General features: G+C 70.0%; 27 protein-coding genes. 11 read left to right on the forward strand and 16 right to left on the reverse strand.

From position 1 onward, the window contains the following. Nucleotides 1-86: 86 nt before the first annotated feature. Both AC5Y7V_RS09120 and AC5Y7V_RS09125 read right to left on the reverse strand, forming a co-directional pair. Nucleotides 87-2732: an FAD/NAD(P)-binding protein gene (locus AC5Y7V_RS09120; protein ID WP_499879727.1), complete on the reverse strand. Its 2646-nt coding sequence runs from the start codon at nucleotides 2730-2732 to the stop codon at nucleotides 87-89. A gap of 28 nt (nucleotides 2733-2760) precedes the next feature. Further along, nucleotides 2761-3204 (reverse strand): nuclear transport factor 2 family protein, encoded by a 444-nt coding sequence (locus AC5Y7V_RS09125; RefSeq protein WP_499879728.1) that lies wholly within the window; start codon nucleotides 3202-3204, stop codon nucleotides 2761-2763. 74 nt (nucleotides 3205-3278) lie between these two features. Here AC5Y7V_RS09125 and AC5Y7V_RS09130 point away from each other — a divergent pair, with 74 nt between their 5' ends. Then, entirely contained in the window at nucleotides 3279-3656 is a 378-nt protein-coding gene (locus tag AC5Y7V_RS09130; protein ID WP_499879729.1) for a RidA family protein, read from the forward strand. On the opposite strand, the gene AC5Y7V_RS09135 is transcribed toward AC5Y7V_RS09130, so the two are convergent. Then, nucleotides 3641-4021 carry a DUF952 domain-containing protein gene (locus AC5Y7V_RS09135; protein ID WP_499879730.1) on the reverse strand — a complete coding sequence of 127 codons (381 nt, stop codon included), beginning with the start codon at nucleotides 4019-4021 and terminating at the stop codon, nucleotides 3641-3643. The genes AC5Y7V_RS09130 and AC5Y7V_RS09135 overlap by 16 nt on opposite strands. 108 nt (nucleotides 4022-4129) lie before the next feature. Between AC5Y7V_RS09135 and AC5Y7V_RS09140 the strand changes: the two genes are divergently transcribed. Together AC5Y7V_RS09140 and AC5Y7V_RS09145 are read left to right on the forward strand one after the other, a co-directional pair. Beyond that, nucleotides 4130-4315 carry a DUF7455 domain-containing protein gene (locus AC5Y7V_RS09140; protein ID WP_067156959.1) on the forward strand — a complete coding sequence of 62 codons (186 nt, stop codon included), beginning with the start codon at nucleotides 4130-4132 and terminating at the stop codon, nucleotides 4313-4315. 65 nt (nucleotides 4316-4380) lie between these two features. Further along, nucleotides 4381-5367 carry a YihY/virulence factor BrkB family protein gene (locus AC5Y7V_RS09145; protein WP_499879731.1) on the forward strand — a complete coding sequence of 329 codons (987 nt, stop codon included), beginning with the start codon at nucleotides 4381-4383 and terminating at the stop codon, nucleotides 5365-5367. On the opposite strand, the gene AC5Y7V_RS09150 is transcribed toward AC5Y7V_RS09145, so the two are convergent. Beyond that, nucleotides 5368-5607: a DUF3039 domain-containing protein gene (locus AC5Y7V_RS09150; RefSeq protein WP_499879732.1), complete on the reverse strand. Its 240-nt coding sequence runs from the start codon at nucleotides 5605-5607 to the stop codon at nucleotides 5368-5370. Between the two features lie 45 nt (nucleotides 5608-5652). Here AC5Y7V_RS09150 and AC5Y7V_RS09155 point away from each other — a divergent pair, with 45 nt between their 5' ends. From AC5Y7V_RS09155 to AC5Y7V_RS09165, 3 genes are all read left to right on the forward strand, one after another. Next, on the forward strand, nucleotides 5653-6054 hold the full coding sequence (locus AC5Y7V_RS09155; protein WP_499879733.1) for a DUF3099 domain-containing protein: 402 nt from the start codon (nucleotides 5653-5655) through the stop codon (nucleotides 6052-6054). Between the two features lie 149 nt (nucleotides 6055-6203). Then, nucleotides 6204-7163 carry a sigma-70 family RNA polymerase sigma factor SigB gene (sigB, locus tag AC5Y7V_RS09160; RefSeq protein WP_067006623.1) on the forward strand — a complete coding sequence of 320 codons (960 nt, stop codon included), beginning with the start codon at nucleotides 6204-6206 and terminating at the stop codon, nucleotides 7161-7163. 139 nt (nucleotides 7164-7302) lie between these two features. Continuing rightward, nucleotides 7303-7998 (forward strand): iron-dependent transcriptional repressor DtxR, encoded by a 696-nt coding sequence (locus tag AC5Y7V_RS09165; protein ID WP_068107269.1) that lies wholly within the window; start codon nucleotides 7303-7305, stop codon nucleotides 7996-7998. A 29-nt stretch (nucleotides 7999-8027) separates the two neighbouring features. Here AC5Y7V_RS09165 and AC5Y7V_RS09170 read toward each other — a convergent pair whose 3' ends face one another. Further along, complete coding sequence (locus AC5Y7V_RS09170) at nucleotides 8028-9083, reverse strand: DUF4192 domain-containing protein (RefSeq protein ID WP_499879734.1); 1056 nt, start codon at nucleotides 9081-9083, stop codon at nucleotides 8028-8030. Nucleotides 9084-9197: 114 nt separating this feature from the next. On the opposite strand from AC5Y7V_RS09170, the gene sthA reads away from it, so the two are divergent. Further along, on the forward strand, nucleotides 9198-10604 hold the full coding sequence (gene sthA / locus AC5Y7V_RS09175; RefSeq protein WP_499880157.1) for a Si-specific NAD(P)(+) transhydrogenase: 1407 nt from the start codon (nucleotides 9198-9200) through the stop codon (nucleotides 10602-10604). Nucleotide 10605: 1 nt separating this feature from the next. On the opposite strand, the gene AC5Y7V_RS09180 is transcribed toward sthA, so the two are convergent. Next, complete coding sequence (locus AC5Y7V_RS09180) at nucleotides 10606-11433, reverse strand: trypsin-like serine peptidase (protein ID WP_499879735.1); 828 nt, start codon at nucleotides 11431-11433, stop codon at nucleotides 10606-10608. Nucleotides 11434-11651: 218 nt separating this feature from the next. Here AC5Y7V_RS09180 and AC5Y7V_RS09185 point away from each other — a divergent pair, with 218 nt between their 5' ends. Genes AC5Y7V_RS09185 through AC5Y7V_RS09195 form a run of 3 tightly spaced genes read left to right on the forward strand, consistent with a single transcriptional unit; the run spans nucleotide 11652 to nucleotide 14425 of the window. Further along, on the forward strand, nucleotides 11652-12626 hold the full coding sequence (locus tag AC5Y7V_RS09185; RefSeq protein ID WP_499879736.1) for a proteasome assembly chaperone family protein: 975 nt from the start codon (nucleotides 11652-11654) through the stop codon (nucleotides 12624-12626). 47 nt (nucleotides 12627-12673) lie between these two features. Continuing rightward, on the forward strand, nucleotides 12674-13705 hold the full coding sequence (locus AC5Y7V_RS09190; RefSeq protein WP_499879737.1) for an alpha/beta fold hydrolase: 1032 nt from the start codon (nucleotides 12674-12676) through the stop codon (nucleotides 13703-13705). Between the two features lie 33 nt (nucleotides 13706-13738). Beyond that, a complete protein-coding gene (locus AC5Y7V_RS09195; protein ID WP_499879738.1) occupies nucleotides 13739-14425 on the forward strand; it encodes a PhzF family phenazine biosynthesis protein in 687 nt (228 codons plus the stop codon). A 2-nt stretch (nucleotides 14426-14427) separates the two neighbouring features. Here AC5Y7V_RS09195 and AC5Y7V_RS09200 read toward each other — a convergent pair whose 3' ends face one another. The 3 genes from AC5Y7V_RS09200 to AC5Y7V_RS09210 form a co-directional block, all read right to left on the reverse strand. After that, nucleotides 14428-14913, reverse strand: coding sequence for a peroxynitrite isomerase (locus AC5Y7V_RS09200; RefSeq protein ID WP_499879739.1), 486 nt, complete (start codon nucleotides 14911-14913; stop codon nucleotides 14428-14430). Between the two features lie 10 nt (nucleotides 14914-14923). After that, on the reverse strand, nucleotides 14924-15403 hold the full coding sequence (gene nrdR / locus AC5Y7V_RS09205; RefSeq protein WP_499879740.1) for a transcriptional regulator NrdR: 480 nt from the start codon (nucleotides 15401-15403) through the stop codon (nucleotides 14924-14926). A gap of 67 nt (nucleotides 15404-15470) precedes the next feature. After that, the gene (locus AC5Y7V_RS09210) at nucleotides 15471-15965 is read right to left on the reverse strand and encodes a LysM peptidoglycan-binding domain-containing protein (RefSeq protein WP_499879741.1); all 495 of its coding nucleotides are present in this window, start codon (nucleotides 15963-15965) and stop codon (nucleotides 15471-15473) included. A 303-nt stretch (nucleotides 15966-16268) separates the two neighbouring features. Here AC5Y7V_RS09210 and lexA point away from each other — a divergent pair, with 303 nt between their 5' ends. Further along, a complete protein-coding gene (gene lexA / locus AC5Y7V_RS09215; RefSeq protein ID WP_499879742.1) occupies nucleotides 16269-16955 on the forward strand; it encodes a transcriptional repressor LexA in 687 nt (228 codons plus the stop codon). 8 nt (nucleotides 16956-16963) lie between these two features. Here lexA and AC5Y7V_RS09220 read toward each other — a convergent pair whose 3' ends face one another. The 7 genes from AC5Y7V_RS09220 to AC5Y7V_RS09250 all read right to left on the reverse strand — a co-directional run bounded on the left by AC5Y7V_RS09220 (nucleotide 16964) and on the right by AC5Y7V_RS09250 (nucleotide 25782). Further along, nucleotides 16964-19144 (reverse strand): LGFP repeat-containing protein, encoded by a 2181-nt coding sequence (locus AC5Y7V_RS09220; RefSeq protein ID WP_499879743.1) that lies wholly within the window; start codon nucleotides 19142-19144, stop codon nucleotides 16964-16966. A 370-nt stretch (nucleotides 19145-19514) separates the two neighbouring features. After that, nucleotides 19515-20675: an acyl-CoA dehydrogenase family protein gene (locus AC5Y7V_RS09225; protein ID WP_499879744.1), complete on the reverse strand. Its 1161-nt coding sequence runs from the start codon at nucleotides 20673-20675 to the stop codon at nucleotides 19515-19517. Between the two features lie 92 nt (nucleotides 20676-20767). Next, on the reverse strand, nucleotides 20768-22195 hold the full coding sequence (hflX, locus tag AC5Y7V_RS09230) for a GTPase HflX (RefSeq protein ID WP_499879745.1): 1428 nt from the start codon (nucleotides 22193-22195) through the stop codon (nucleotides 20768-20770). A 46-nt stretch (nucleotides 22196-22241) separates the two neighbouring features. Next, nucleotides 22242-23114, reverse strand: coding sequence for a diaminopimelate epimerase (dapF, locus tag AC5Y7V_RS09235; RefSeq protein ID WP_499879746.1), 873 nt, complete (start codon nucleotides 23112-23114; stop codon nucleotides 22242-22244). A gap of 84 nt (nucleotides 23115-23198) precedes the next feature. Continuing rightward, complete coding sequence (gene miaA / locus AC5Y7V_RS09240; RefSeq protein WP_499879747.1) at nucleotides 23199-24119, reverse strand: tRNA (adenosine(37)-N6)-dimethylallyltransferase MiaA; 921 nt, start codon at nucleotides 24117-24119, stop codon at nucleotides 23199-23201. Next, nucleotides 24116-24799 (reverse strand): class III extradiol ring-cleavage dioxygenase family protein, encoded by a 684-nt coding sequence (locus AC5Y7V_RS09245; protein WP_499879748.1) that lies wholly within the window; start codon nucleotides 24797-24799, stop codon nucleotides 24116-24118. Before AC5Y7V_RS09245 ends, miaA begins: the two co-directional genes overlap by 4 nt. 20 nt (nucleotides 24800-24819) lie before the next feature. Continuing rightward, complete coding sequence (locus AC5Y7V_RS09250; RefSeq protein WP_499879749.1) at nucleotides 24820-25782, reverse strand: DMT family transporter; 963 nt, start codon at nucleotides 25780-25782, stop codon at nucleotides 24820-24822. Nucleotides 25783-26108 lie beyond the last annotated feature (326 nt).

The following is a 26108-nucleotide window of genomic DNA, read 5'->3' on the forward strand; positions in this document are numbered from 1 at the left end:
TCGGCCCAAACGACAGCGTCGACTTGAGTAAGCGACTACTCGAATCGGTTAGTGGAATGGCGGTCCCTGGTGCGCGACTACCTCAACTAGTTCACGGCGCCCCGGGTCACCGGCGGCGCGGGCGCGGCGCGATGCCGCGACAACAAGCGCGCCGCCTGGCCCGGCGCACCGAGCTGGAGCATCGCGGCCAACGCCGTTTCGAGAACCACTTCTTGCTGCACGCGACTGCCGCCGATGGACGGAAGCCCGGGCAGCGATTCGATGAGATAGTCGAGCGCGGCGCGCGGCTCGCCCTCGGTCAGCGCGATGAGGCCTTCGCCGATGAGGCGCAACGTCGATGCCTGCGAGTCGGTGGCTCCGGGAACGTCGATCGCGCGGATCGCGGCCGGGTCGTTCGCGGCGGCCAGCACCAGCAGCGCGTGGAACGCGATGAAGGGCGTCTTCGGCGAGTACGCGAGCGAGCCGGCCTCGGCGAGCACCGCCATCGGGTCGGGCGGGGTGACCCAGTCCGGATGCAGGCGCGCGCGCCACGCCAGCGAGCCGGCGTCGACGAGACAACGAACGTCCTTGGAGTGCGGCGGCGCAAGAAACGCGGCGTACCGGCGCGCCGCGGCGGCCGCGTCGCCCATCGCGAGCTCGTGCAGCGCGGCGTGCCACTGGAAGTGCGGGAGATAGCGCTGGGACCTGCCGGCGCCCTGGATCCAGTCCGTGAGCCATTTCAGCCCCGCCCCGTGCGCATCGGTCTCGTAGTGCACATGGGTCAGCGCGTGCGCGGCGTTGCCGTTGCCCGGATCTAATTCGAGTGCGGCGTCGGCCAAATCGGCCGCGTCGTACCACAGGCCCTGCTCCGTCCGGCCGTAGGCGCGCAAGCCGAGATACCACGGCGCCTCGCCGTGCACGCCGGTGAATCGCTCGACGTACTGCCACGCGTCCGGCAAGGCGTCACCGGCCCCCGCGAACGCGATCGACGGCGCCAGCACGAGCAACGCGACCGCGTCGTTCGGTATGCGGTCGAGGTGGTCGATGAGCGCGTCGGTGCCCGCCGCGTTGCCTTTCTCGCACCAGGTGGCGATGGCTTCGACGTGGCTGCGGTCCTCGTCGCTGCCGTGCGCGAGCGCCGCGCGCGCCCGCGCGAGGTGGCCGGTGACCGCGTTGGGCCCGCCCGCACGGTCGGGCCGTTCGGTGGCGATCATGGCGAGCGCGACGTGGGCACGCGCGTGGCGAGGATCCTCGGCGACCGCAGCGCCAAAGGCCGCCGACGCACCGTCCTGGACGGCGAGCAGGCGGCGCACCCCTTCGGCGTACAAGGCCTGTGCGCCAACCATTTCCGGCGCGGCCCTGATGAGACGGCGCGCCCGGATCGGACGGTCGCGGGTGTCGGTGGCGAGCAGCTCGGCGATGGCGGCCGCCTGCGCGCGGATTTCCGGGATCGCGGTGGTCTCCCACTCCTCGCCCTGGCGGATCGAGCCCAGGCACACGATGCCCGGGACCGTCGCCCCGGCCCCGTCGACGAGATAGCCGTCCGGGTCGACGCGCACCCCAACGCCGCACGGGTGTAGCGATGCGACGCCCGTGTCGAGCAGGTTCGCCCAGAGCGGGGAGCGCTGCAGGGAGCGCCGATCCCACATGGCGCCGGTGGCGACGACGACCGCGTCGCCGCGGCGGCGCATCGACCGCCAGCTGGTCGTCACGACCAGTTCGACGCCGTCGCCGCGCAGCGACACGTCGGCGACGTCGCCCGCGTCGATGATCAGTTGGCCGTTGTTGATGGCGGCGTAGATCGCGGCGGCGATCGTGGGCGGCATGCGATGTCGCAGGACCTCCCAATCGCGCAGATCCTCACGCAGGAAACGGCGTTGGTCCTCCCACCCCAACGATCGCCAGAGCCGGGCCGTGCGCGGGCGCACCGCGTCGATGACTTGTCGCCAGTCGCAACCGGTTTCGCGCGCGTGCGCGAGATCCGCGCCAAGCGCGGCGCGCAACTCCTCGAGCGAGACCCCGGCGCCGAGCGCGTCGAGGTTGGGCACTTCCGTCGGCGGCCCCGTGTCACGGAACCGCCTCGGGAGCGCCCCGTGACGCGACAGCAGCGTGACGGCGGCCCCGCGCGCGATGAGGTGCAGCGCGACGTCGACGGCCGTGAGTCCCGAACCGACCACCAAGACGCTCGCGGGACGGCGCGCACCGAGGGCGGCGAGCGCGCCGGGCGCCCACGGATCCACCACGACCCTGCCGTCGGTGCCCGAGTCCGCGCCCAAGGCCAACACCGGGGCGAAGGCACGCTCCAGCGACTCGGGCATGCCGCCCGCGGGCCGTCCCGTCGCGAGTACGACGGCGTCGGCGGGCAGCGAACGCCCGTCGTTCAGGGTCAGGCGCGCCGGCGCGCCCGGCACCAACCCGACAACCTCGGCGATTTCGATCCGCGCGTCGGCGGTCGCGAGCTGTTCTCGCAGGTAGCGGCCGTACGCGAGGCGCGGCGCGAAGCCCTCGACCGGGGTGACGGCCCGCTCGTCGAGCCAGCGGCAAAAGTGATCGGGGTCGTCCGGCCAGGCGGACATGCGCCGGGCGGGCACGTTCAACAGGTGGGTCGGGTCGTCCGTGCCGTACGCCGCACCGGTGCCGGGACGGCCCGACGCGTCGATCAGCGTGATCTGCGCGTCGGGTTTACTGCGGCGCAACTGGACCGCGGCGAGCACACCGGCGGCGCCACCGCCCACGATCGCGACGCGCATCATGTCGGAATGCTATATCCGCCGTCACCGGTTAATCGCGGTTCGGACGGAGTCGCTCCAGCGCGGCGCTGGGGTCGTAGTACAACTCCTGGCGGGCTATCCGGCCGTCGCGATAGCGGTAGCGGACCACGTACGTCGAGCGCAGGCGTTCGTCGCCAACGGTCCAGTCGAACCGCACCAACGCAAACGCGGCGTCCGCGCCGGGCGTGATGGCGTAATCGATTGCCTCGTAATGGATTTCCGCGCAGTCGCGAATGGTCAGCGCGATGAACTCGAGCGTGCGCTCGACGCCGGCGATCCGTTCCGGCCAGTCGAATAGGCGCACCGTCGGGCTCACGTACACCACGTCGGGCTGATAGAGGTCCCGCGCCGACGACAGATCGTGGGCGGCGAACGCCCGCGCGAAGCGAGCCTCCTGCGCGACCAGCGCGTCGGCCGAGATGCCCTGCTGCTCATGCGCGGCTGCTTTACCCACACAGCACTCTTACCACCGGCGGTCGCGCGCGTAAAGCCTTTGGCGGCCAAGCCAATCGCGCGTACCGTGACCGCATGTCAACCAACCGCACAATGGTGTCATCCGGCTCCGAGTTCGAGTCGGCGGTCGGTTACTCGCGCGCGGTGCGCGTCGGGCCGCACGTGGCGGTGGCCGGAACGACCGGCGCCGGACCGGCCGGTGACATCGCCGCCCAGGCCCGAGACGCGTTGCGCCGCATCGAGATTGCGCTGCAGCAGGTGGGCGCCGAGCTCACCGACATGGTGCGCACCCGCATCTACGTGACCGACATTTCGCGCTGGCGTGAGGTCGCGGCGGTGCACGCGCAGGTCTTCGGCGATATCCGCCCGGTGGCGACCATGGTCGAGGTTTCGGCGCTGATCGCGCCCGAGCTGCTGGTGGAGATCGAGGCCGAGGCCTACGTCGAGCCCTGATGGGGCGCGACCGGTGCGAAGGCGCCGTCGGGCTCCGGCGGATAGTCGGTGACCGCGATCACAGCCCGGACCGGCAGTGGCCCGTACAGATGCGGGAACAGCATGGACTCCGGGTCCGTCGCCACCCCGGGCTCCCAGCGCACCGGCGAGTCCAGCAGGCCCGGGTCGATGTGCAGCAGGACCAGGTCGTCGCGGCCGCGGTAGAGCCGGTTGGCCGGCAGATGCACCTGCTCGGGCGCCGATAGATGGATGAACACCGACCCGTCCGGTCCGGGCGCGACGGGCGAAATCCCGCCTCGACCGCGGGCACGGGACCACTCCTCGCGCCCGCACAGATGCACCAGGACGCCGGCGGGGACGGTCACAGTCGGTCAGCTTAAAACCCGTGAGAAACGACACACCCGATAACGATCGGGGAACAAGGCGAAAACGCCACACGTCTGAGACAGTGAATGAACGAGAACGGAGAAGCCATGTATGCAACTCTGACCAGTCCCGAGCTCACCAGAGCGGACCGCTGCGACCGCTGCGGTGCCGCTGCTCGAGTCCGCGCCAAGCTGCCTTCCGGACTTGAGCTTCTCTTCTGCCAGCACCACGCGAACCAGCACCAGTCGAAGCTGACCGAGCAGGACGCCGTGCTGGAGGTCAGCGAAAGCTAGTCCAGCCGAACTCACCCCTGGGCAATGAGGGCTGCGCGGGCGGTCATCGGTAATGCTGGACGGGTATGAGCGTCCAAGCCGCACGGCCGTCCCGCCACCATGTCTGGCAAATCAGCCTTAGAGCCCTGGCCAAGAGCTGGGACGACTCGATTTTCTCCGAGTCGGCCCAGGCGGGGTTCTGGTCGGCGCTTTCCACACCGCCCCTGCTGTTGGGAATGCTCGGCAGCCTGGCCTACGTGGCGCCGCTGTTCGGGAAGGACACGCTGTCCGCGATCGAGAAAAGCATCATCTCGACCGCCCACAGCTTCTTCTCGCCCAGCGTCGTCAACGAGATCATCGAGCCCACCATCCGCGACATCACCGCCAACGCGCGCGGCGAGGTGGTGTCGCTGGGTTTCCTGATCTCGCTGTGGGCCGGGTCGTCGGCGATCTCGTCGTTCGTCGACGCCGTGGTTGAGGCCCACGACCAGACCCCGCTGCGACACCCGGTGCGGCAGCGCTTCTTCTCGCTGTTCCTCTACGTGGTGATGCTGGTGTTCGCGGTGGTGGCCGCGCCGGTGATGGTGGTGGGACCTCGCAAGGTCAGCGAACACATCCCGGTCGGCCTGTCCAACTTCCTGCGCTACGGCTACTACCCGGCGCTGATCCTGGGCCTGATGATCGGGATCATGCTGCTCTACCGGGTGGCGCTGCCGGTGCCGCTGCCCAGCCATCGGCTGGTGCTGGGCGCCATCCTGGCCACGGCGGTGTTCCTGATCGCCACGCTGGGCCTGCGCTTTTACCTGAGGTGGATCACCAGCACCGGCTACACCTACGGCGCGCTGTCCACGCCGATCGCGTTCCTCCTGTTCGCGTTCTTCGGCGGTTTCGCGATCATGCTCGGGGCCGAGCTCAACGCCGCCATCCAGGAGGAATTCCCCGCGCCAAGGACCCATGCCCATCGGCTGCGCAACTGGCTGCTGACGCGCCGGCCCGGCCCGAAGCGGATCACGGATCTGCCCGTGGCGCCGGCAGCGCCGCCCGACGTGGCGACGGCCGAGCCGCCGGCCTGATCAGCCCTTCTTGAGGTGCTCGTAGATCCGCTTGCACTCCGGGCACACCGGGGAGCCGGGCTTGGCCGCCCGTGTGACGGGAAACACCTCGCCGCACAGCGCCACCACGTGGTTGCCCATCACCGCGCTCTCGGCGATCTTGTCCTTCTTGACGTAGTGGAAGTACTTCGGCGTATCGCTGCCGGTCCCGTCGTCGACGCGTTCGTCGGTCTCGGTGCGTTCGATCGTCTGGGTGTGCATGCCTCACATTGTGCCCCCTGACTCGCCGGTACCGGAATCGATTGGTTGTGGGACAGTGGATGTATGAAGCGCGGCGAAGAGCCAGGGTTCGACGGCTTCGACGACACCAGCCGCCCCGTCTTGATCACCTCGGCCGCACGCTCGTACGAGGAGGAGCATCGCGCCCGGGTGCGGAAGTACCTGACCCTGATGGCGTTTCGGATCCCGGCGCTCATCCTGGCCGCCGTCGCGTACGGCGCCTGGCACAACGGACTGATCTCACTGCTCATCGTGGCGGCCTCGGTGCCGTTGCCGTGGATGGCGGTGCTGATCGCCAACGACCGGCCACCGCGGCGCAAGGACGAGCCCCGGCGGTTCGAGCAGGAGCGGCGGCGCACTCCCCTGTTCCCCACGGCCGAGCACCCCGCGCTCGAGCCGCGGCGACCGCGCCGGGACGGTTCCGGCTAAGCGTCCGCGCGGCGCACTTCTCAGGACATTCTCAGGTCGTCGGCACATCTGTGCACGTCAAGGCGTGTGAGATCGCGGTTGGGCGGGAACTCCCACGGCGGATCCATCGTTGTACGACATGACAGTGCAAAGCCGAACGGGAGGTCGCTATGGCGAACGCCAGCACAAGCAGGATCGACGGCGATCTGGATGCTCAAAGCCCCGCAGCGGACCTGGTGCGCGTGTATCTCAACGGGATCGGCAAGACGGCGTTGCTGAACGCGGCGGGTGAGGTCGAGCTGGCCAAGCGGATCGAGGCCGGCCTGTATGCCGAGCATCTGCTGGAAACGCGTAAGCGCCTCGGGGAGAACCGCAAACGGGACCTGGAGGCCGTCGCGCGCGATGGCCAGGCGGCGCGCCGCCACCTGCTGGAAGCGAACCTGCGCCTGGTGGTTTCGCTGGCCAAGCGCTACACGGGTCGGGGGATGCCGCTGCTGGACCTCATCCAGGAGGGCAACCTCGGTCTGATCCGCGCGATGGAGAAGTTCGACTACACAAAGGGATTCAAGTTCTCCACCTACGCCACCTGGTGGATCCGCCAGGCCATCACCCGCGGCATGGCCGACCAGAGCCGCACCATCCGGCTGCCGGTCCACCTCGTCGAGCAGGTCAACAAGCTGGCGCGGATCAAGCGCGAGATGCACCAGAACCTGGGCCGCGAAGCCACCGACGAGGAGCTCGCCGCCGAGTCCGGCATCCCGGTCGAGAAGATCAACGACCTGCTCGAGCACAGCCGCGACCCGGTGAGCCTGGACATGCCCGTCGGCTCCGAGGAAGAGGCCCCGCTGGGCGACTTCATCGAGGACGCCGAGGCGATGTCCGCGGAGAACGCGGTGATCGCCGAGCTGCTGCACACCGACATCCGCAGTGTGCTGGCCACTCTCGACGAGCGTGAGCACCAGGTCATCCGGCTGCGCTTCGGCCTGGACGACGGCCAGCCGCGCACGCTGGACCAGATCGGCAAGCTGTTCGGGCTGTCCCGCGAGCGGGTCCGCCAGATCGAGCGCGACGTGATGTCCAAGCTGCGCAACGGCGAGCGCGCCGATCGGCTTCGCTCGTACGCCAGCTGACAACCTCCATAGCTAGTAGCAAGTCGGTATGCCCGTCGCGCCAGCGGCGGGCATACTGCTTGCCGGGGACATCCGCAAGAGGCGTTGGACCCATTCGTGCAGCTGGCCAAGTAGACTCAGCGTCAATGGAGGGTGCTGGATGAACGAGCTGGTTGATACCACCGAGATGTACCTGCGGACCATCTACGACCTGGAGGAAGAGGGTGTGACGCCGCTGCGCGCCCGGATCGCCGAACGCCTCGAACAAAGCGGGCCGACCGTCAGCCAGACCGTGTCCCGCATGGAGCGGGACGGCTTGCTCCACGTCGCCGGGGACCGCCATCTGGAGCTCACCGACAAGGGCCGCGCGCTCGCCATCTCCGTGATGCGCAAGCACCGCCTCGCCGAACGACTGCTCGTCGACGTCATCGGGGTGCCGTGGGAAGAAGTGCACGCCGAGGCATGCCGGTGGGAGCACGTGATGAGCGAGGAGGTCGAACGCCGGCTGGTGAAGGTGCTCAACAACCCGACCACCTCCCCGTTCGGCAACCCGATTCCGGGTCTGCTGGACCTCGGGGTGGGCCCCGACTCCGGCGCCGACGGCATCAATCTCGTCCGGTTGACCGAGCTGCCCGCCGGATCTCCGGTCGCGGTGGTCGTCCGCCAGCTCACCGAACACGTCCAGGGCGACATCGATCTGATCACCCGCCTCAAGGACGCCGGCGTCGTTCCCAACGCCCGGGTCACCGTCGAGACCAGCCCGTCCGGCGGCGGGGTCACCATCCTCATCCCGGGCCACGAGAACGTCACCCTGCCGCACGAGATGGCGCACGCCGTCAAGGTCGAGAAGGTCTGAGCCCCTAGCCCGATGGTGGCGCCCCGCCACTAGCCCGCCCGGCGCCCGAACGCCCGTCGCGGCGGCAGCCGCACCCCCAGCTGTTTGGCCAGCCGGTAGCCCGTGGCCGCCAGATCCCGGATGTCGCCCGGCTTCATCCCGGACTGCAACGCCTGATCCAGCATGCCCGCCATCCGGTGGCCGGGATCGCAACGCAGCGCGGCCTCCAGCGACACGCCGGCGAGCGGGCCGTCGCCGCGGACGTACGCGCTGAACGCGAGCAACACCAGCGCCTCGACCCGCCAGGGCGAGGGCAGGCAGCGCGACAGCAGCGCCCACAGCGACTCGGCCTCGTCCGCCCGCTCGCCGACCGCCAGGGCATACAGCGTGTCGCGCACCTGCACATCGCTCAGCGCGCAGCCCAACGCCGCGAGCTGGGCGCGCGACGGCATGTCGCCGGCCGCGACGCGCCCCGCGACCGCCATGGCGCGGCGGACGTCCCGGCGGGCGCAAGCCACGGGATCGTCGCGCTGCGCCGCCTCCCGCTTGGCCGCCTGGCGCCGCAGCGCGTCGGCCAACCCGGCGCTGCGCGCCGCGTCGAGCGCGATGACGGCCTGCAAGTCGGCGCGCCGGGCGTAGAGTCGCCGGCCGTCCAGCACCGCCGCCGCGGCCAACGGCGACGCCGACGGGTCGTCGACCGGACCGCCCGCGCCGCAGCCGTCCACGCAATGCCAGCGCCCGCCGCGCGCCACCCGATCCACCACGTGCGCGGCGTACAACTGAATTCCCCGCTGCGCCAACGCCTCTGCGAGCTCGGCGCACAACAGCCGGTATTCCTCGTTGCAGCTCGGACAATGCGCGCCGTCGGCGTCGACGATCACCGCAATCGCCGCCTCCGGCCGCGCCGCGCCCGCGACCTCGGCCAGGTGCCCGACGCGCTCGACGAGATGCTCACAGAGGTCGACCCTCATCACCGACCCCAGTTCGCCCTGTTCCAGGGACACCAGGACCAATGAATTCTCCGGAACGAAGCCGAGAACGGCCGGTAGCGCGGCGATCAGCGCTCCGGGGCGATTGAGCTTGAAATCGGGTTGATGCGTCGTCATGGGCACCAACGCTGACCGCCGGCACCGTCACGCCGTGCCCGCGCAACGGGATCGCGCCGCTCGTCTGTGGAGAAAGTCTGGACTGTGGGCCTTATCGTCTATGCCATGGGTTCGATGCAGGAGTACGACATCGTCGTCATCGGTTCGGGACCGGGCGGCCAGAAGGCCGCCATCGCCTCGGCCAAGCTAGGCAAATCCGTCGCCATCATCGAGCGCGGCCGAATGCTTGGCGGTGTCTGCGTCAACACGGGCACGATCCCGTCAAAGACGTTGCGCGAGGCGGTGCTTTACCTCACCGGGATGAACCAGCGCGAGCTCTACGGGGCCAGCTACCGCGTCAAGGACCGGATCACCCCGGCCGACCTGCTGGCGCGGACGCAGCACGTGATCGGCAAGGAAGTCGATGTGGTGCGCAACCAGTTGATGCGCAACCGGATCGACCTGCTGATCGGTCACGGCCGCTTCGTCGACCCGCACACCGTCGTCGTGGAAGACCCGGGCCGGCGCGAGACGACCACGGTCACCGGCGAATACATCGTCATCGCCACCGGCACCCGGCCGGCGCGGCCGTCCGGCGTCGAGTTCGACGAGGACCGGGTGCTCGACTCCGACGGGATCCTCGATCTCAAGACGCTGCCTGGCTCGATGGTCGTCGTCGGCGCCGGCGTGATCGGCATCGAGTACGCGTCCATGTTCGCCGCCCTGGGCACCAAGGTCACCGTCGTCGAAAAGCGCGACGACATGCTGGACTTCTGCGACCCCGAGGTGGTCGAGGCGCTCAAATTCCACCTGCGCGACCTGGCGGTGACGTTCCGGTTCGGCGAAGAGGTCACCGCCGTCGACGTCGGGGCCGCGGGCACCGTTACCACGCTGGCCAGCGGCAAGCAGATTCCCGCCGAGACCGTGATGTACTCCGCCGGGCGCCAGGGCCAGACCGACCACCTCGACCTGCAAAACGCCGGCCTCGAGGTCGAGGGACGCGGCCGGATCTGGGTCGACGACAAGTTCCGGACCAAGGTCGAGCACATCTACGCCGTGGGCGACGTAATCGGGTTCCCCGCCCTGGCCGCGACCTCGATGGAGCAGGGCCGGCTGGCCGCCTACCACGCGTTCGGCGAAGCGTGCGACGGCATCACCGACCTGCAGCCCATCGGCATCTACTCGATCCCCGAGATCTCCTACGTCGGGTCCACCGAGGTGGAGCTGACCAAGAACTCGATCCCCTACGAGGTGGGGGTGGCGCGGTACAAGGAGCTGGCCCGCGGCCAGATCGCCGGCGACTCCTACGGCATGCTCAAGCTGCTGGTGTCGACCGACGACCGCAAGCTGCTCGGGGTGCACATCTTCGGCACCAGCGCCACCGAGATGGTGCACATCGGGCAGGCCGTGATGGGCTGCGGCGGAACGGTCGACTACTTGGTCGACGCGGTGTTCAACTATCCGACGTTCTCGGAGGCCTACAAGGTGGCCGCGCTGGACGTGACCAACAAGATGCGGGCGCTGTCGCAGTTCCGCCGCTGATCTAACAGCTGTCGTCGAGGTCGCCCGGCACCCGGTCGCCGGGACCGCCGGCCTCGGCGCGGGCCAGCAATTGCGCGGTTTGGGCGTCGAACGGCGCCGAGTACGACACGTTCGCCGCGCACCCGCCGCGCTCGAAACCGCCGATCAGGCCGGTGAGCGTGGTTCCGCTCACCCACGGCGCGCCGCTGGTGCCGTCCACCAGGCCCTCGCACGCCAGCGACGGAAACCCGCTGTCGTTGAGCGACGTGCTGGCCTGGCAGCCGATCGGCGAGCCGCCCACCCCGGCCGCATACCCGAGCACGGTGACATGGCTGCCCGGGGGCGGCGCGACGCCCAGCGTCAGCGCCAGCCCGACGTACGACTCGACCGAGGCGCCGGCGTCGTTGCTGACCCGAGCGATCGCGTAGTCCGCGTGCGGATCCTTCCCGGCGATCCAGCGCGGGTCGAGGTAGACGGCGTCGGCCTTCCACACATCGGCGGGAGGGGGCGCGGCGTCACCGGCGAGACCGGGAACGAAGGTCATCTTCGCCGCACCTGCCAGGCAGTGCGCGGCGGTGATCATCAGATTGCCGGTGGCCGAATGGATTACAGAACCCGTGCAGACGTGCAGGGGGCCGTCGTTGATGAAGATCGCGCCGACGCGCCGGTCCGGGTCGACGGGACCCGCGACCGCCTTCTGCTGGGGCTGGCTGAGCCGCTGCACGAGCGGCCCGGTGGCCACCGGAACGGACACCACCGGGCGCGCCGCAGGCTCGGCGGGCCGGGTGCACGACGTCAGCAACGTCAGCAGGCCGACCCCCGAGAACAGCAGCACCGTCCGTATCCGCATTTCGTGTCCATCATGCCTGACCACGGGGCCGCGAGCAGACCACATCCCCTCCCCGCGCGCCGCCGCGTTTGCTGGCCGACATGCGGATCAGGTTGGCGGTTCGGCGCGTTTCCGCGGTGAAGACTGCAGGGTGTTAGCTGTTCCATTGTTGGTGCCCGCTGATTCGGGGGACACTGGTCAGGGCATCCTGGAGCAACCCCCGAAAGGAGGAAACCCCGATGGCCCACGATCAAAACCAGGGCGACAAGCACGACCCGCCAGGACAGTCCGGCATGTACGAGCTGGAGTTCCCGGCGCCCCAGTTGTCGGCGGCCGACGGCCGCGGCCCGGTTTTGGTGCACGCCTTGGAGGGCTTCTCCGACGCCGGCCACGCGATCCGGCTGGCCGCCACCCACCTGAAGGCCGCGCTGGACACCGAGCTGGTCGCGTCGTTCGCGATCGACGAATTGCTGGACTACCGCTCGCGGCGGCCGCTGATGACGTTCAAGACCGATCACTTCACCAACTACGACGACCCCGAGCTGAGCCTGTACGCCCTGCGTGACAGCGTCGGCACTCCGTTTCTGCTGCTGGCCGGCATGGAACCGGACCTGAAGTGGGAGCGTTTCATCACCGCGGTGCGGCTGCTGGCCGAGCGGCTGGGGGTGCGGCGCACCATCGGCCTGGGCACCGTCCCGATGGCGGTCCCCCACACCCGCCCGATCACGATGACGGCGCACTCCAACGACAAGGAACTGATCGCCGACTTCCAGCCCTGGATCTCCGAGATCCAGGTCCCCGGCAGCGCGTCCAACCTGCTGGAATACCGGATGGCCCAGCACGGTCACGAGGTCGTCGGCTTCACCGTGCACGTCCCGCACTACCTGACGCAGACCGACTACCCGGCCGCCGCGCAGGCGCTGCTCGAGCAGGTGGCCAAGAGCGGATCGCTGGAGCTGCCGCTGTCGGCGTTGACCGAGGCCGCGGCGGAGATTCGCGCCAAGATCGACGAGCAGGTGCAGGCGAGCGCGGAGGTGGCTCAAGTGGTGGCTGCGCTCGAGCGCCAGTACGATGCCTTCATCGACGCTCAGGAGAACAGGTCGTTACTAACTCAGGACGGGGACCTGCCTAGCGGCGACGAGCTTGGCGCCGAGTTCGAGCGATTCCTTGCCCAGCAGGCAGAGAAGAAGGTCGACGACGACGACCAGGCGTGACGTTTTTCAAACGCCCATAGCCCGGGCCGACACCAAGGTTGGCGGAGATGACCGAGCGGAAGCGCAAGAGCAATCTTCGCCCAGTGCGTGAAGTCACCGCGCCCACCCTCGAGTTCCGCACCATTCACGGCTACCGGCGGGCCTACCGGATCGCCGGTTCCGGGCCGGCGATCTTGCTGCTCCACGGCATCGGCGACAACTCCACCACCTGGAACACGGTGCAGGCCAAGCTCGCCCAGCGATTCACGGTCATCGCCCCCGACCTGCTGGGTCACGGCAAATCCGACAAACCGCGCGCCGACTACTCGGCGGCCGCCTACGCGAACGGGATGCGGGACCTCCTGTCCGTGCTCGACATCGAGCGGGTGACGATCATCGGCCATTCGCTGGGCGGCGGGGTGGCCATGCAATTCGCCTACCAGTTCCCGCATTTGGTCGACCGGCTGATCCTGGTCGCCGCAGGCGGCGTCACCAAGGACGTCAACGTCGTCTTCCGGCTGGCGTCGTTGCCGATGGGCAGCGAGGCGCTGGCACTGCTGCGGTTGCCCCTCGTGCTGCCGGCGGTCCAGCTGGCGGGCAAGCTGGCCGGGCTGGCGATCGGGTCGACCGCGCTGGGCCACGACCTGCCCAACGTGCTGCGCATCCTCGACGACCTGCCGGAGCCCACGGCCTCGGCGGCGTTCAGCCGCACCCTGCGGGCGGTGGTGGACTGGCGCGGGCAGATCGTGACGATGCTGGACCGGTGTTATTTGACCGAGTCCATCCCGGTGCAGATCGTCTGGGGCACCAAGGATGTCGTGGTCCCCGTCCGGCACGCCTGGATGGCGCACGCGGCGATGCCCGGCTCCCGGCTCGAGATCTTCGAGGGCTCGGGCCACTTCCCGTTCCACGACGACCCGGCGCGCTTCATCGATGTCGTCGAGCGCTTCATCGACACCACCCAGCCCTCCCAATACGACCAGGGCGCCCTTCGCCAGTTGCTCCGCACCGGGGGCGGCGCGAACACAGTCACCGGCCCGGCCGACACCCGCGTCGCCGTCCTGAACGCCATGGGCTCCGACGAGCGCAGCGCCACCTGAAAAACTCTTTGACCCGGGCCGTACAGTCGGGACATGGGCATCGACGTGACGGTGTTGCGCGTCTTCACCGACCCCGACGGGAATTTCGGTAATCGGCTCGGCATCGTCGACGCCGCGCGGGTGGCACCGGCGGACCGGCAGCGGCTGGCGACCCAATTGGGCTACGCCGAAACGGTATTCATCGATCTGCCGGCCGCCGGCGCGGCCACCGCGCACATGCGGATCTTCACGCCGCGCGCCGAGCTGCCGTTCGCCGGGCACCCGACCGTCGGCGCGGCGTGGTGGCTGCACGACAACGGCTGGCCGATCAAGACGCTGCAGGTGCCGGCCGGCCTCGTGCAGGTCAGCCGCCGCGACGACGTGATCGGCGTCAGCGCCCGCTCGGAATGGGCGCCGGAAGTGGCCATCCACGAATTCGATTCGGCCGACGACGTTCTCGCCGCCGACCCCGCGGACTTTCCGGACGACACCGCGCACTACCTGTGGGCCTGGGTCGATCGGCCCGCCGGCGCTTTGCGCACCCGGGGATTCTTCGCGAACCTCGGCGTGCCGGAGGACGAGGCGACCGGCTCGGCGGCGATGCGGCTCACCGACTACCTCAGCCGCGACCTGCGCATCACCCAGGGCCAGGGTTCGGTCCTCGAAACGACGTGGAACGCCGAGGGCTGGGTCGGGGTGGCCGGGCGCGTCGTCAACGACGGTGTCCGACAGGTCGATTGAGTTCAGGGCTGGCGGTGCAGCACGGCCACGAGGTGGTCCTGCAGGGGCTGCCCGACGCCGCCCATGCGCAGCGTGTAGGACAGCTCGTCGCCGTCGATGCGCAGCGAACGGCCAAGGGCGGTAACCTCTTTGGCGCTCGGCGCCAGCCCGATCGCGGTGCTCGACAGCTCCATGTCGATGCGGCCGCCGGCCAGCGTGTACGTGCCGGTCTCGATCTCGGTGATGCCGTTCGGGTGGGCGACGATCAGCTCGACGGCGCCCGGGCGGGGCACGCGAAAATATCCGGTTTCGCCGTGCAGGGGCCGGCCGTCGGCGACCGCTTTGGTCTTTTGCGAGTAGGTCAGGAACGGCTTGCCGACATGGCCGAAGACGACTTCCTCGACGTACTCGAACGGCTGGATCGTCGGGTAGAAGCCTGAGCCGCGGCCGGCCCATGTCCCCAGCAGCGGTGCCAGCGCCTCCAGATCGGGATGCAAGTCGGGCGGCATGATCGCCAGCCTAGCGAGTGGCCGGCTCCGGATCCGTCGGCGCGTTGCGGTGCGCGCGCAGCGCCTCGATCTCGCGCTCGAAGTCCTCGGCGGACGAAAACGACCGGTACACCGAGGCGAACCGCAGGTAGGCCACCTCGTCGAGGTCGCGCAGCGGGCCGAGGATGGCCAGGCCGACCTCGTGGCTGGGCACCTCGGGCGACCCGGCGGCGCGCACCGCGTCTTCCACTTGCTGGGCAAGCAGATTCAGCGCGTCGTCGTCGACCTGGCGGCCCTGGCAGGCCCGCCGCACGCCGCTGATGACCTTCTCCCTGCTGAAGGGCTCGGTGACGCCGCTGCGTTTGACCACGGCCAACACCGCCGTCTCGACGGTGGTGAAGCGCCGCCCACATTCGGGGCAGGACCGGCGGCGCCGGATCGCCTGGCCTTCATCGGTTTCCCGCGAGTCGATCACCCGGGAATCCGGGTGGCGGCAGAACGGACAGTGCATGACCGCTCCTTCGCCGTGCTCACCTGCGGGCCCGCAGAACACTGAAGAGCGTACCCGCTTGGCGGGCTCAGCCGACCGGCGCGATCAGCGTCTGGCCTGCGGCCAGCGCCGGCGAGTTCAGGTCGTTGAGCTCGCGGATGCGATCGGCGACCTGGCGGGCCGGCGCGTCGGGCGCCACCCGGTGGGCGACGTCCTGCAGGGACTCGCCGGGCTCAACCCGCACGACGGCCAACCGATCAGGCACCGCGGCGGCCGATCCCGCGGAACCGCCGTTGACCGCCTGCCCGAAGTTGGCGACCAGGCCCAGCCACAGGGTAATGACCCCGGCGACCAGCGCCAGCCCCAGCGTCGTCGCCAGCGTGACGGGACGCCGCCGGTGCGGGGCGACCGACATCGCGACGCCGGTGCCGTGGTAGCGCAGCGGCGCGCCCGCCGGCCGACAGGGGCCGGGCCGGCGAGAACGGGCCAGGCCGTGGCGGCCGGGACGAAGCACCGGCACCGGCCCGTTGACCGGGTGCCGAACGCTGCTGGTACGCGGCGAGACGGTGTAGGTGATTGTCATCTTGCGTTCCTCCGGTCAGGTTGTTCTCGCTCGTGTGTTCGACTATATCGCTCGTGTGTTCGATGTCCGAACATTTGAGCGAAGCGTGTCGAGCAAGCAAAACGTTAGACCGCACCACCGACAAGTTCGGCTGCGCGACCTCTGACATGCAGCACAGGTACCCGTTCTGCGGAAAAGTTACACGCATGTGATTCCGCAGCTATAGGGCCTTGACTCCCCGGCCCTAAGGGTCTTTGGACCCACGGCGACACGCCAGTCGAACACATGTTTGATTCTTGGCCGCCCTCCCGCTACATTCGGTGCATGAGCGACAGCAACGACACTCCCTCGATCGGCTCATCCGTTGATTCTTCGCTGACCGAACGGCAGCGCACCATCCTGAACGTCATCCGCGAGTCGGTCACCAGCCGCGGTTACCCGCCGAGCATCAGGGAAATCGGCGATGCCGTCGGCCTGACGTCGACGTCGTCGGTGGCCCACCAACTGCGCACCCTGGAGCGCAAGGGCTACCTGCGCCGCGACCCGAACCGGCCGCGGGCCGTGGACGTGCGCGGCAGCGAGGAGGCCACCGAGGCGGCGCCCGTCACCGACGTCGCCGGCTCGGACTCGCTGCCGGAACCCAGTTACGTCCCGGTGCTCGGGCGCATCGCGGCCGGCGGGCCGATCCTCGCCGAGGAGGCCGTCGAGGACGTCTTCCCGCTGCCCCGCGAGCTGGTCGGCGAGGGCACGCTGTTCCTGCTCAAGGTCGTGGGCGACTCGATGGTCGAGGCCGCGATCTGCGACGGCGACTGGGTGGTGGTGCGCCAGCAGCACGTCGCCGACAACGGCGACATCGTCGCCGCCATGATCGACGGCGAGGCCACCGTCAAGACGTTCAAGCGCGCGGGCGGTCAGGTGTGGCTGATGCCGCACAACCCCGCATACGACCCGATACCGGGCAACGACGCGACCGTGCTCGGCAAGGTCGTCACGGTGATCCGCAAGGTCTAGCGGCCGGCTCAGTCGGCCTTGATGAAGCCGTTCGCCTGCGCGACTTCCTCACTGGCCAACCAGATTTCGGCCAGCGTGTCGTGGTAGAGCGCGCTGCCCGGGGTGTAATAGAGCCCGGAGCGGGCGCTGGCCTTGATCGGATAACCGTCCGGCGCCTGGTAGGGATCGTCCAGCGGCAGGTGGATCGTCGGACGCCCGCCGGCGGCCGGTGCGACCGGCTCCCCGGCGGCCGCGTCGGGGGCCGATTCCGACGGCTCTTCCTCGTCGGTCTCGGCGTGGTGGCGCCCGGCCCGGGCCCCCCCGCCGGCGGCTAGGGCCGCCGCGGCGGTGGCGGCGTCGACATCCTCGGGTTCGGCCTCCAGATAGTCGGTGTCCGGTTCCCCGGCGACCGGCACGTCGCCGATGTACGCGGCCTCGGGAGGGGTGCGCGGAACCGCGACGTCCGGGTAGCCGGGGTCGGCGTACTCGTCGTCCTCGTAGCCGGTGACGTATTCGGTGCCCGGGTATTCGTCCTCGCCGGCGACTTCGGGGTAGCCGGCCTCCGCCTCGGGGACGTCGTCGTAGCCGGCCTCCGCCAGCGCGGCTCCCGAGACGAGCGGAATGGAATCGGTGTCCACCGCGTCGGGGTCCTCGTCCTCCCCGATGGCCCCGGCGTCGGCCCCACGGGTCCAACTGACGCGCGGCGCCGGCCCGGCATCGTCGGGCGGGTCGTGCTCGGGTGACTCCGCGCCGAGCGGGGCGTAGTCGGGGGAAACCTCGGCGTCGCCGTGGCCCCAGTGCCCGTCGGCGGGGGCCTCGTAGCCGGCGGCGAGCAGGTCGCGCTCGGGCTCGTAGGTTGCGGTGTCGCCGGCGCGACGCCGCCGCCGGCGCCGGCGCCAGGCGAAGGCCAGCAACACCGCCAGCAGGATCAGCACCAGCACGGGGATCGCGGCGAGCAGCCACCACCACTGCCAGGTGAACTTCTTGGCGTGCGAGGGCGTCGCCACGGTGCTCGGCTGGTTCTGCCCGGACACCTGCAGGCCGGACAGCAAGGGCGCCAGGTTGGACGGGTCGGTGCTGAAGGAGTTCTTCGCCCGGTTCCAGGAGATCTTGCCGCCGGTGAACTGCTGCGAAATCACGTCGCCGTCCACGGCCTGGTCGCCGACCGGGGCGCCCAGCTTGCCGCTCGGCCCGCGCAGCTTGTCCCACGCGGCCTTCATCGCGCCGCGCACGACGAACGCGCCGTGGTCGGAGGTCCAGAAGATCACCGGCCGATCGGCCGCGGCGAACGTGGCGATCCGGCTGGACGGCCCGATGCCGCCGTCGGCCTCGTTGGCGGTGGGGAAACCGAGGTCGCTGCCGGCCGGGCCGCCCAGCGACTCGTACTTGGCGAGGATGTCGGTCTCGAGAGCGTTCGCGCCGGTGGCCGGGTTGAAGAACACCTTGCCGCCGGCGAAGTTCTGGGCGACCCCGTCGCCGCCGATGGGATACGACCCGCCTTGCTTGGCGCCCAGCGGGCCGCCGGCGCCGCCGGCCGCGCGCCAGGCCATGTTGATGGCCGCGTTGGGATCGATGGCTACCTGCAGGCCCTTGAGCTGGTCGGCCAGCGCCGCCGGGTTGGTGCTGAACTCCTTGGACTTCCGGTTCCAGGAGATCTCGCCGCCGCTGAACTTCTGGGAGGTGACCTCGCCGGCGTAGGTTTCGTCGCCGACCGGTGCCCCGAGCACGCCGCCGGAGCTGCCGAGCTTGTCCCAGGCGGCGTTCAGCGCGCCGCGCACCACGAACGCGCCGTGGTCGGACGTCCAGAAGATCACCGGCTTGTCGCTGGCGGAGAAGGTGGCCACGCGGCTGTCCGGTCCGGCCAGGCCGGGCACCTCGTTGATGGTGGGGAATCCCAGATCGCTGCCGGCCGGGCCGCCGAGCGACTCATATTTGTCCAGGATGGGCCCGTAGACGAACTTGGCGCCGGTGTCGGTGGTGTAGAACATCTTGCCGCCGTCGAAGTCCAGCGCGAAGCCGTCGGCGGCGGGGTACACGTCGCCCTTGCGGGGGCCCAGCGGTGAGGTGTCGCCGCCGGCCTTCTCCCAGGCGGCCATCATGGCGGCCTCCGCGTCGCCGATCGGGGACGCCGAAGCGGCGGGGGCCAGCAGTGCGGCCGCCATCACGGTGGTCGCCACGCCGACCAGCGCGCGCCCGATCAGCTTGCGCATTCGACCTCTCTGCCCGTTCACCAAGCCTCCCAGCCGTTGCGAGCCGCATTATCGCCGGGCTCGCATAACTTTGCCCTTGCCGGGGAGAAATGCGAAGACAAATTACGAAAATTACGAAAACGGAGACCGCGCCGATGTCGAAATGTTGCGAGACCATGCCCGTACCGCGACCGACCACGGCTTCCGGCGCCGGGATCGCCCGCGTGGCGATGTGTGACTACGCACTCGGTATACGAGAAACACATGTGCCGACGGTACGTCAGCCCATTAGCTGGGGGTCAATCTACCCGGCCAATAGACCAATTGAGCCATTCCTCGTCGGGGCATCCCAGCGCCCCCACCTGTAGTCCTTGCGCGGCAACCGGATTGCTCAGACGCCGAGGCTGCGGCCGATGATCTCCTTCATGATCTCGGTCGTGCCGCCGTAGATCGTCTGCACCCGGGCGTCGAGATAGGCTCGCGCGACCGGATATTCGCGCATGTAGCCGTAGCCGCCGTGCAGCTGCAGGCAGCGGTCGATCAGGTGCACCTGCTTTTCGGTGGAGTACCACTTGGCCATCGCGGCCTGTTCGGCCGTCAGCTTCCCGTCCAGGTGCAGGCGGACGAATTCGTCGACCATGATGCGCACCACCGTGGCCTCGGTGGCCAGCTCGGCGAGCAGGAACCGGCTGTTCTGGAAGCTGCCGATGGGCTTGCCAAAGGCCTTGCGCTCCTTGGTGTATTGCAGCGTCTGCTCCAGCACGCCTTCCATCGCCGCGGCTGCCATGACCGCGATGTTGATACGTTCCTGCGGCAGGTTCTGCATGAGGTAGATGAACCCCATCCCCTCCTCGCCGAGCAGGTTCTCGGCCGGCACCTTGACGTCGCTGAACGACAGCTCGGCGGTGTCCTGCGCGTCGAGGCCGATCTTGTCCAGGTGGCGGCCCCGTTCGAAGCCCTCCATGCCGCGCTCGACGACCAGCAGGCTGAAGCCCTGCGCGCCCTTCTCGGGGTCGGTCTGGGCGACCACGATCACCAAATCGGAGTTGATTCCGTTGGTAATGAACGTCTTTGACCCGTTCAGCACGTAGTGGTCGCCCTGCTTGACCGCGCGGGTCTTGATGCCCTGCAGGTCGCTGCCGGTTCCCGGCTCGGTCATCGCGATCGCCGTGATTATTTCCCCGGTGCAGAACTTGGGCAGCCAGCGCTGCTTCTGCTCCTCGTTGGCCAGCTTCAGCAGGTACGGCGCGATGATGTCGTTGTGCAGCCCGAAGCCGATCCCGCTGTAGCGGCCGAGGGTGGTTTCCTCGGTGATGATCGTGTTGTAGCGGAAGTCGGGGTTGCCGCCGCCGCCGTATTCCTCGGGCACGGCCATCCCCAGGAAGCCCTGCTTGCCGGCCTCTAACCAGACGCCCCGGTCGACGATCTTCGCCTTCTCCCATTCCTCGTGGTGGGGGGCCACGTGGCGATCGAGAAAGCCGCGGTAGGACTCGCGGAACAATTCGTGCTCGGGCTCGAAAAGGGTGCGCTCGTACTTGATGGCACTGCCCATGGATGACCTCCGCTGACCTCCGGGCGAATGGGACTCTGTCGCCAAGATATACCAACCAGCCGGTTGGTCGGCGCTCGGCGGGGGTCGCGGCGCTAGTCGGCGGAGAACTCGCGGAGGCTGGCGGCCAGCGCGACGGGAACGCGGGCGCGGATCCGGGTGCCGTCGGCGTTGTGCTCCTCCTGCTGGACGCGCCCGCCGGCGTGCAGCCGGGCGACCAGATCGCCGCGGTCGTACGGGATCACCACGTCGACGGCGGTGTCGGTGGGGGCCGCGAGTTCGGTCATCCGCTGCCGCAGGTCGTCGATGCCCTCGCCGGTGTGCGCGGACACGAACACCGCCCCGGGCAGCGTGTGCCGAAGCTTGGCCAGCGTCAGGTCGCTCGCGGCGTCCACCTTGTTGACCACCAAGAGCTCGGGCGGCGGGTCGCCGTGATGGTCGGCGACGACTTCAGTGATCACCTGCCGGACCGCGTTGATCTGGGCGATCGGGTTGACGTCGGAGCCGTCCACCACGTGCACCAGCAGGTCGGCGTCGACGACCTCCTCCAGGGTGGAGCGGAACGCCTCGACCAGCTGGGTGGGCAGGTGCCGCACGAAGCCGACGGTGTCGGTGAGCACCGCGGGCCGCCCGTCGGCCAACTCCGCGCGCCGGGTGGTGGGCTCCAGGGTGGCGAACAGCGCGTCCTGCACCAGCACCCCGGCCCCGGTCAGCGCGTTGAGCAGGCTGGATTTGCCGGCGTTGGTGTATCCGACGATGGCGATCGACGGGACGTCGCTCGCCAGCCGGCGGCTGCGCTGGGTGTCGCGGGCCTGCTTCATGTCCTTGATCTCGCGGCGCAGCTTGCTCATCCGTTCGCGGATGCGGCGGCGGTCGGTCTCGATCTTGGTCTCACCGGGACCGCGCAGGCCCACGCCGCCGCCGCTGCCGCCGGCGCGGCCGCCGGCCTGCCGCGACATCGACTCACCCCAGCCGCGCAGCCGGGGCAGCATGTACTCCATCTGGGCCAGCGACACCTGGGCCTTGCCCTCCCGGCTGGTGGCGTGCTGGGCGAAGATGTCCAGGATCAGCGCGGTGCGGTCGATGACCTTGACCTTGACGGCCTTTTCCAGCGCGGTCAGCTGAGCCGGGGACAGCTCGCCGTCGCAGATGACGGTGTCGGCGCCGGTCGCCAGGACCACCTCGCGCAGCTCGGCGGCCTTGCCGGACCCGATGTAGGTCGACGGGTCGGGCCGATCGCGGCGCTGGATCAGGCCCTCGAGCACCTGCGAGCCGGCGGTCTCGGCCAGGGCCGCCAGCTCGGCCATGCTGGCCTGGTTGTCGGCGGCGCTGCCCTCGGTCCACACGCCGACCAGCACGACGCGCTCCAGGCGCAGCTGCCGGTACTCGACCTCGGAAACGTCGGCGAGTTCGGTGGACAGCCCCGCGACCCGGCGCAGCGCCGATCGGTCTTCGAGGGCGAGTTCGCCCGCACTGGGCTCGGGATCCGGCTGATCGTGAAAGGGAGTTTCGGGATTCGTCATAGGCAATTAGCAATAGTGCCCGCTAAATCGGTGCGGCGCACCTGATTTAACGGCCCTGGGCGCGCCACCATTCCTCGCTGATCTCGCCGCGGGCCACCAGCACCGACGGTCCGCGCAAGTAGCTGGTGGCGTCGGTGACGGTGACGACGACGTCGCCGCCGGGCACGCGCACGGTGAGCGTCCCGGTGTCGGCGCCGCCGTCGGCCAGCGCGGCGACGGCGGCCGCGACCGTTCCGGTGCCGCACGAGCGGGTCTCGCCCACCCCGCGCTCGTGGACGCGCATCTGGACCAGTCCCCCGACCGGCGCGGTGAGGACCTCGACGTTGACCCCGTCGGGGAACTGGGCAGGGTCGAACTGCACCGGCGCGCCGACGTCGAGGGCCGCCAGCGCGTCGGCGTCGAGCTGTGGGTCGACGCAGGCCAGGTGCGGGTTGCCGACGTCGACCGCCAGGCCGGCGAACCGCCTGCCGCCGATGACGGCCTCGCCGGCGCCCAGCCGGTTGGCCTTGCCCATGTCGACGGTCACGTCGGCCTCGGTGTCGCCGGCGTGATGCATCGTGACCAGGCGCGCGCCGGCCAGCGACCCGACGACGAACTCGTCGCGGGATTCCAGGCCGGCGGCGCGCAGGTAGTGCGCGAACACCCGCACCCCGTTGCCGCACATCTGCGCGGTCGAGCCGTCGGCGTTGCGGTAGTCCATGTACCAGTCGCCGGCGGCGACGCCGTCGGGCAGGCGCTCGAGCACGCCGGCCGCCCTGGCGGCGCCCGCGGTGGTGATGCGCAGTACCCCGTCGGCGCCCAGCCCGCGGCGCCGGTCGCACAGCGCGGCCACCCGGGCGGCGGACAGCGTCAGCCCGGCGTCGAGGTCGGGCAGCAGCACGAAGTCGTTCTGCGTGCCGTGGCCCTTGGCGAAGATCATGTGCGCCATTCTCCCCCGCAAGCGGGCGGTACCCCCACCGACCCGGCTACGCCGCATCATCGTCGTCGGCGCGGATCACCCAGTTCAGGATACGTGCCGCCAAGCGCGCAGCGCTGCGTCGACGAGGGCTTGGCGGTCCGCGGCGTCCAGCCAGCGCACCCGGTGGTCCCGCCGGAACCACGACCGCTGCCGTCGCACGTAGCGCCGGGTGCCCACGAACGTCTGCTCGCGCGCGTCGCGCAGCCGATCTTCCGAGCCGCCGGCGTCGAGCGCCGCCAGCACCTGGGCGTAGCCGAGGGCGCGCGAGGCGGTCACCCCGTCGCGCAGGCCGTCGCCCAGCAGGCCGCGGACCTCGTCGACCAGGCCCTGCTCGAACATCGCGTCAGTGCGGCGGGCCAATCTCTCATCCAGAAGCGTTGTGTCGCAATCCAATCCGATGATGACGGTGTCCCAGCGCGGGGTGCCGATGCGCGGCGCGGAAGCGGCGAAGGGCCGCCCGGTCAGCTCGACGACCTCCAGGGCGCGCACGGTTCGCCGGCCGTCGGTCGGCAGGATCGACGCGGCCGCCGCCGGGTCGCGGCGGGCCAGCTCGGCGTGCAGCTCCCCCACGCCGACCTCGGCGAGACGCCGCTCCCACCGGGCCCGCACCTCGGGATCCGTCGCCGGGAACGACCAGTCGTCGAGCAGGGATTGCAGGTAGAGCATCGAGCCGCCGACGATCACCGGCACCGCCCCGCGGGCGGCGATCGCCTCGATGTCCGCGGCGGCGTCGCGCTGATAGCGGGCGACGGTCGCGGTCTTAGTGACGTGCAGGACGTCGAGCTGATGATGGGGAATGCCGCGGCGCTCCTCGATGGGCAGCTTGGCGGTGCCGATGTCCATGCCGCGGTACAGCTGCATGGCGTCGGCGTTCACGATCTCGCCGCCGACCCGCTCGGCGACGTCCAAGCCCAGCTGCGACTTGCCGGTCCCGGTGGGCCCGAGGATCGCGAGCGGTCGATTCATGGCTGCCAGAAGCCGGCGAAGTAACCCACGCCGTAGGGCGCACCCCGGTAGAGCTCCTTGGCCGACCGCGGCCCCGCCCCGCTCAGGCCGGCCAGCACTCCGAAGGCGACCCGCCCGAGGATTTGCGGCGGCAGCCCGGCCAGCGCGGCGGCGTCGCCGTTGGCCAGCGCGTCGTCCAGGGTCAGTTGCGCGTCGGCATCCTCCGGGTGATGACCGCCGGGGGCGGCCGGTGTCAGCGTGTTCGCGCCGTCGGCCACCACCAGCACGCCGACGGGATCGGGGTCCCGGTCGATCTCGGCGCGCAGTTGCGCGCCGAGGGCCAGCGCGGTGTCGGCGTCGTGGTCGCCCCGGTAAACGCGGACCTGCGCGCCGGCGTCGGGCCGGGCCTGGCCGCGCACCCAACCGGCCAGCAAGGCGCACACGGGCAGATCGGCGGGCCGGCGCGCCTGCGGGGACAGCCGCACCGGCACGTCCACGCCAAAGCCGGCGAAGGTGCCGCCGGAGTCCGGGCCGATGACCTCGTCGGCCCGACCGGTTCCGATCGCCACCCAGCGGGGTGGCAGCAAGGCGGCCGCGGCCAGCGCCGCCGCGGTCAGGTCGGCCACCTCGGCGGCGGCCGCCCCGGCCAGCTCGGGGACGAGCACCGGCGCAGCGGGAACGATCGCGATGGCGCTCAGCACGCCACCACACTAACGAGGTGTTACGTGATCGTCGGGCTGCTCTCCGCCGTTGGCGGTGGAACCGGGGGGACATCGTGCGCGGCCAACGCCTCTCGCGCCTCCACGACGTCCAGCCCGGCCTCCGCCACGATCGAGGCGGCCTCCCCGCGCGCCAGTGCGACCGTCGCGATGATCACCAACGCCACCGCCGACACCAGCACGAACGCGGCGGGGCCCTGATCGTGGAGCGTCTCTTCGAGCACCGTGACCCCGAGCACGCCGGCAACGACGGGTTTACACACCGTCATCGTCGGCAACGACGCCGTCAGCGCGCCCGCGCGGAAGGCGGACTGCTGAAACACCATTCCGCACAGGGCGGTTGCCAGCCACGGATAGAACTCCGGCGCGGTCAGCACCGCGCCGGGGCCCCTCTCGGCCACCTCGACGACTCCCTTGGTCAGCACCGCGAACAGCGCCAACGACGAACCCGCTACCAGCGCCAGCAGCACCGCCGCGACCGGACGTCCCCTCCAGACCCGCGCCCCCAGCACGCACCCCACCAACAGGGGGCCCAGCACCGCGGCCACGATGATCCAGGTCGACAGCGGCGCGCGCTCCCGCCCGGCCGTCGGGTCGCCGACGATGATCACCACCGCCAGCGCCGCGGCCAGCACCACCGCCCAGACCCACTCCCAGCGGGTCACGCGCTGCTTGGTCAGGCGCGCGTAGATCGGCAGCGCGAACAGCAGTGCGGTCACCTGCAGCGACGTCACGAGGACCACCGACCCCCAGGCCAGCGCGCCGGCCTGCAGGCTGTAGTTGGTGATCGCGGCCATGCCGCCGAGCCACCACCGCTTGTCGCGCAATGACATGCGGAACAGCTCGAGGTGGCCGACTTCCTTGTCGGTGATCTCGTGCGCGGACCGCTGCCGGATCACATCGCCCACCGCCGAGGCCAGCGCGGCGCACAGGGCGATCAGCGCGGCGACGTCAACTTTCGTCATGGGGACCCCTCACCAGCGTTCCGCCCGAAAGCTGTATGTACACGTGCCGTTCCCTAACAGTTCAACGACCACTGTAGTGGGGCGCGCCGGGGTCACGACCCCAACGAACCCCGGCGATCCGCCGTTGCACCGCGCGGCACCTGCGGAAAACCCCCGGGAAAATTCGCGCTTCGGCCATCGCGACAACGAGATCGGCCTGTGTCACCGTACCGGTCCGGCCGCCGCCGCCAAATGGCCGCAGCGCCGGTGGAATCGAACCGTTACCCCGAGTGCGCGCCATCGCCCGAGGGGCGGTGCGCGGGCCCGCGGCGGCACTTGCGAAGCTA

This window comes from Mycobacterium sp. NGS34 (assembly GCF_059812845.1).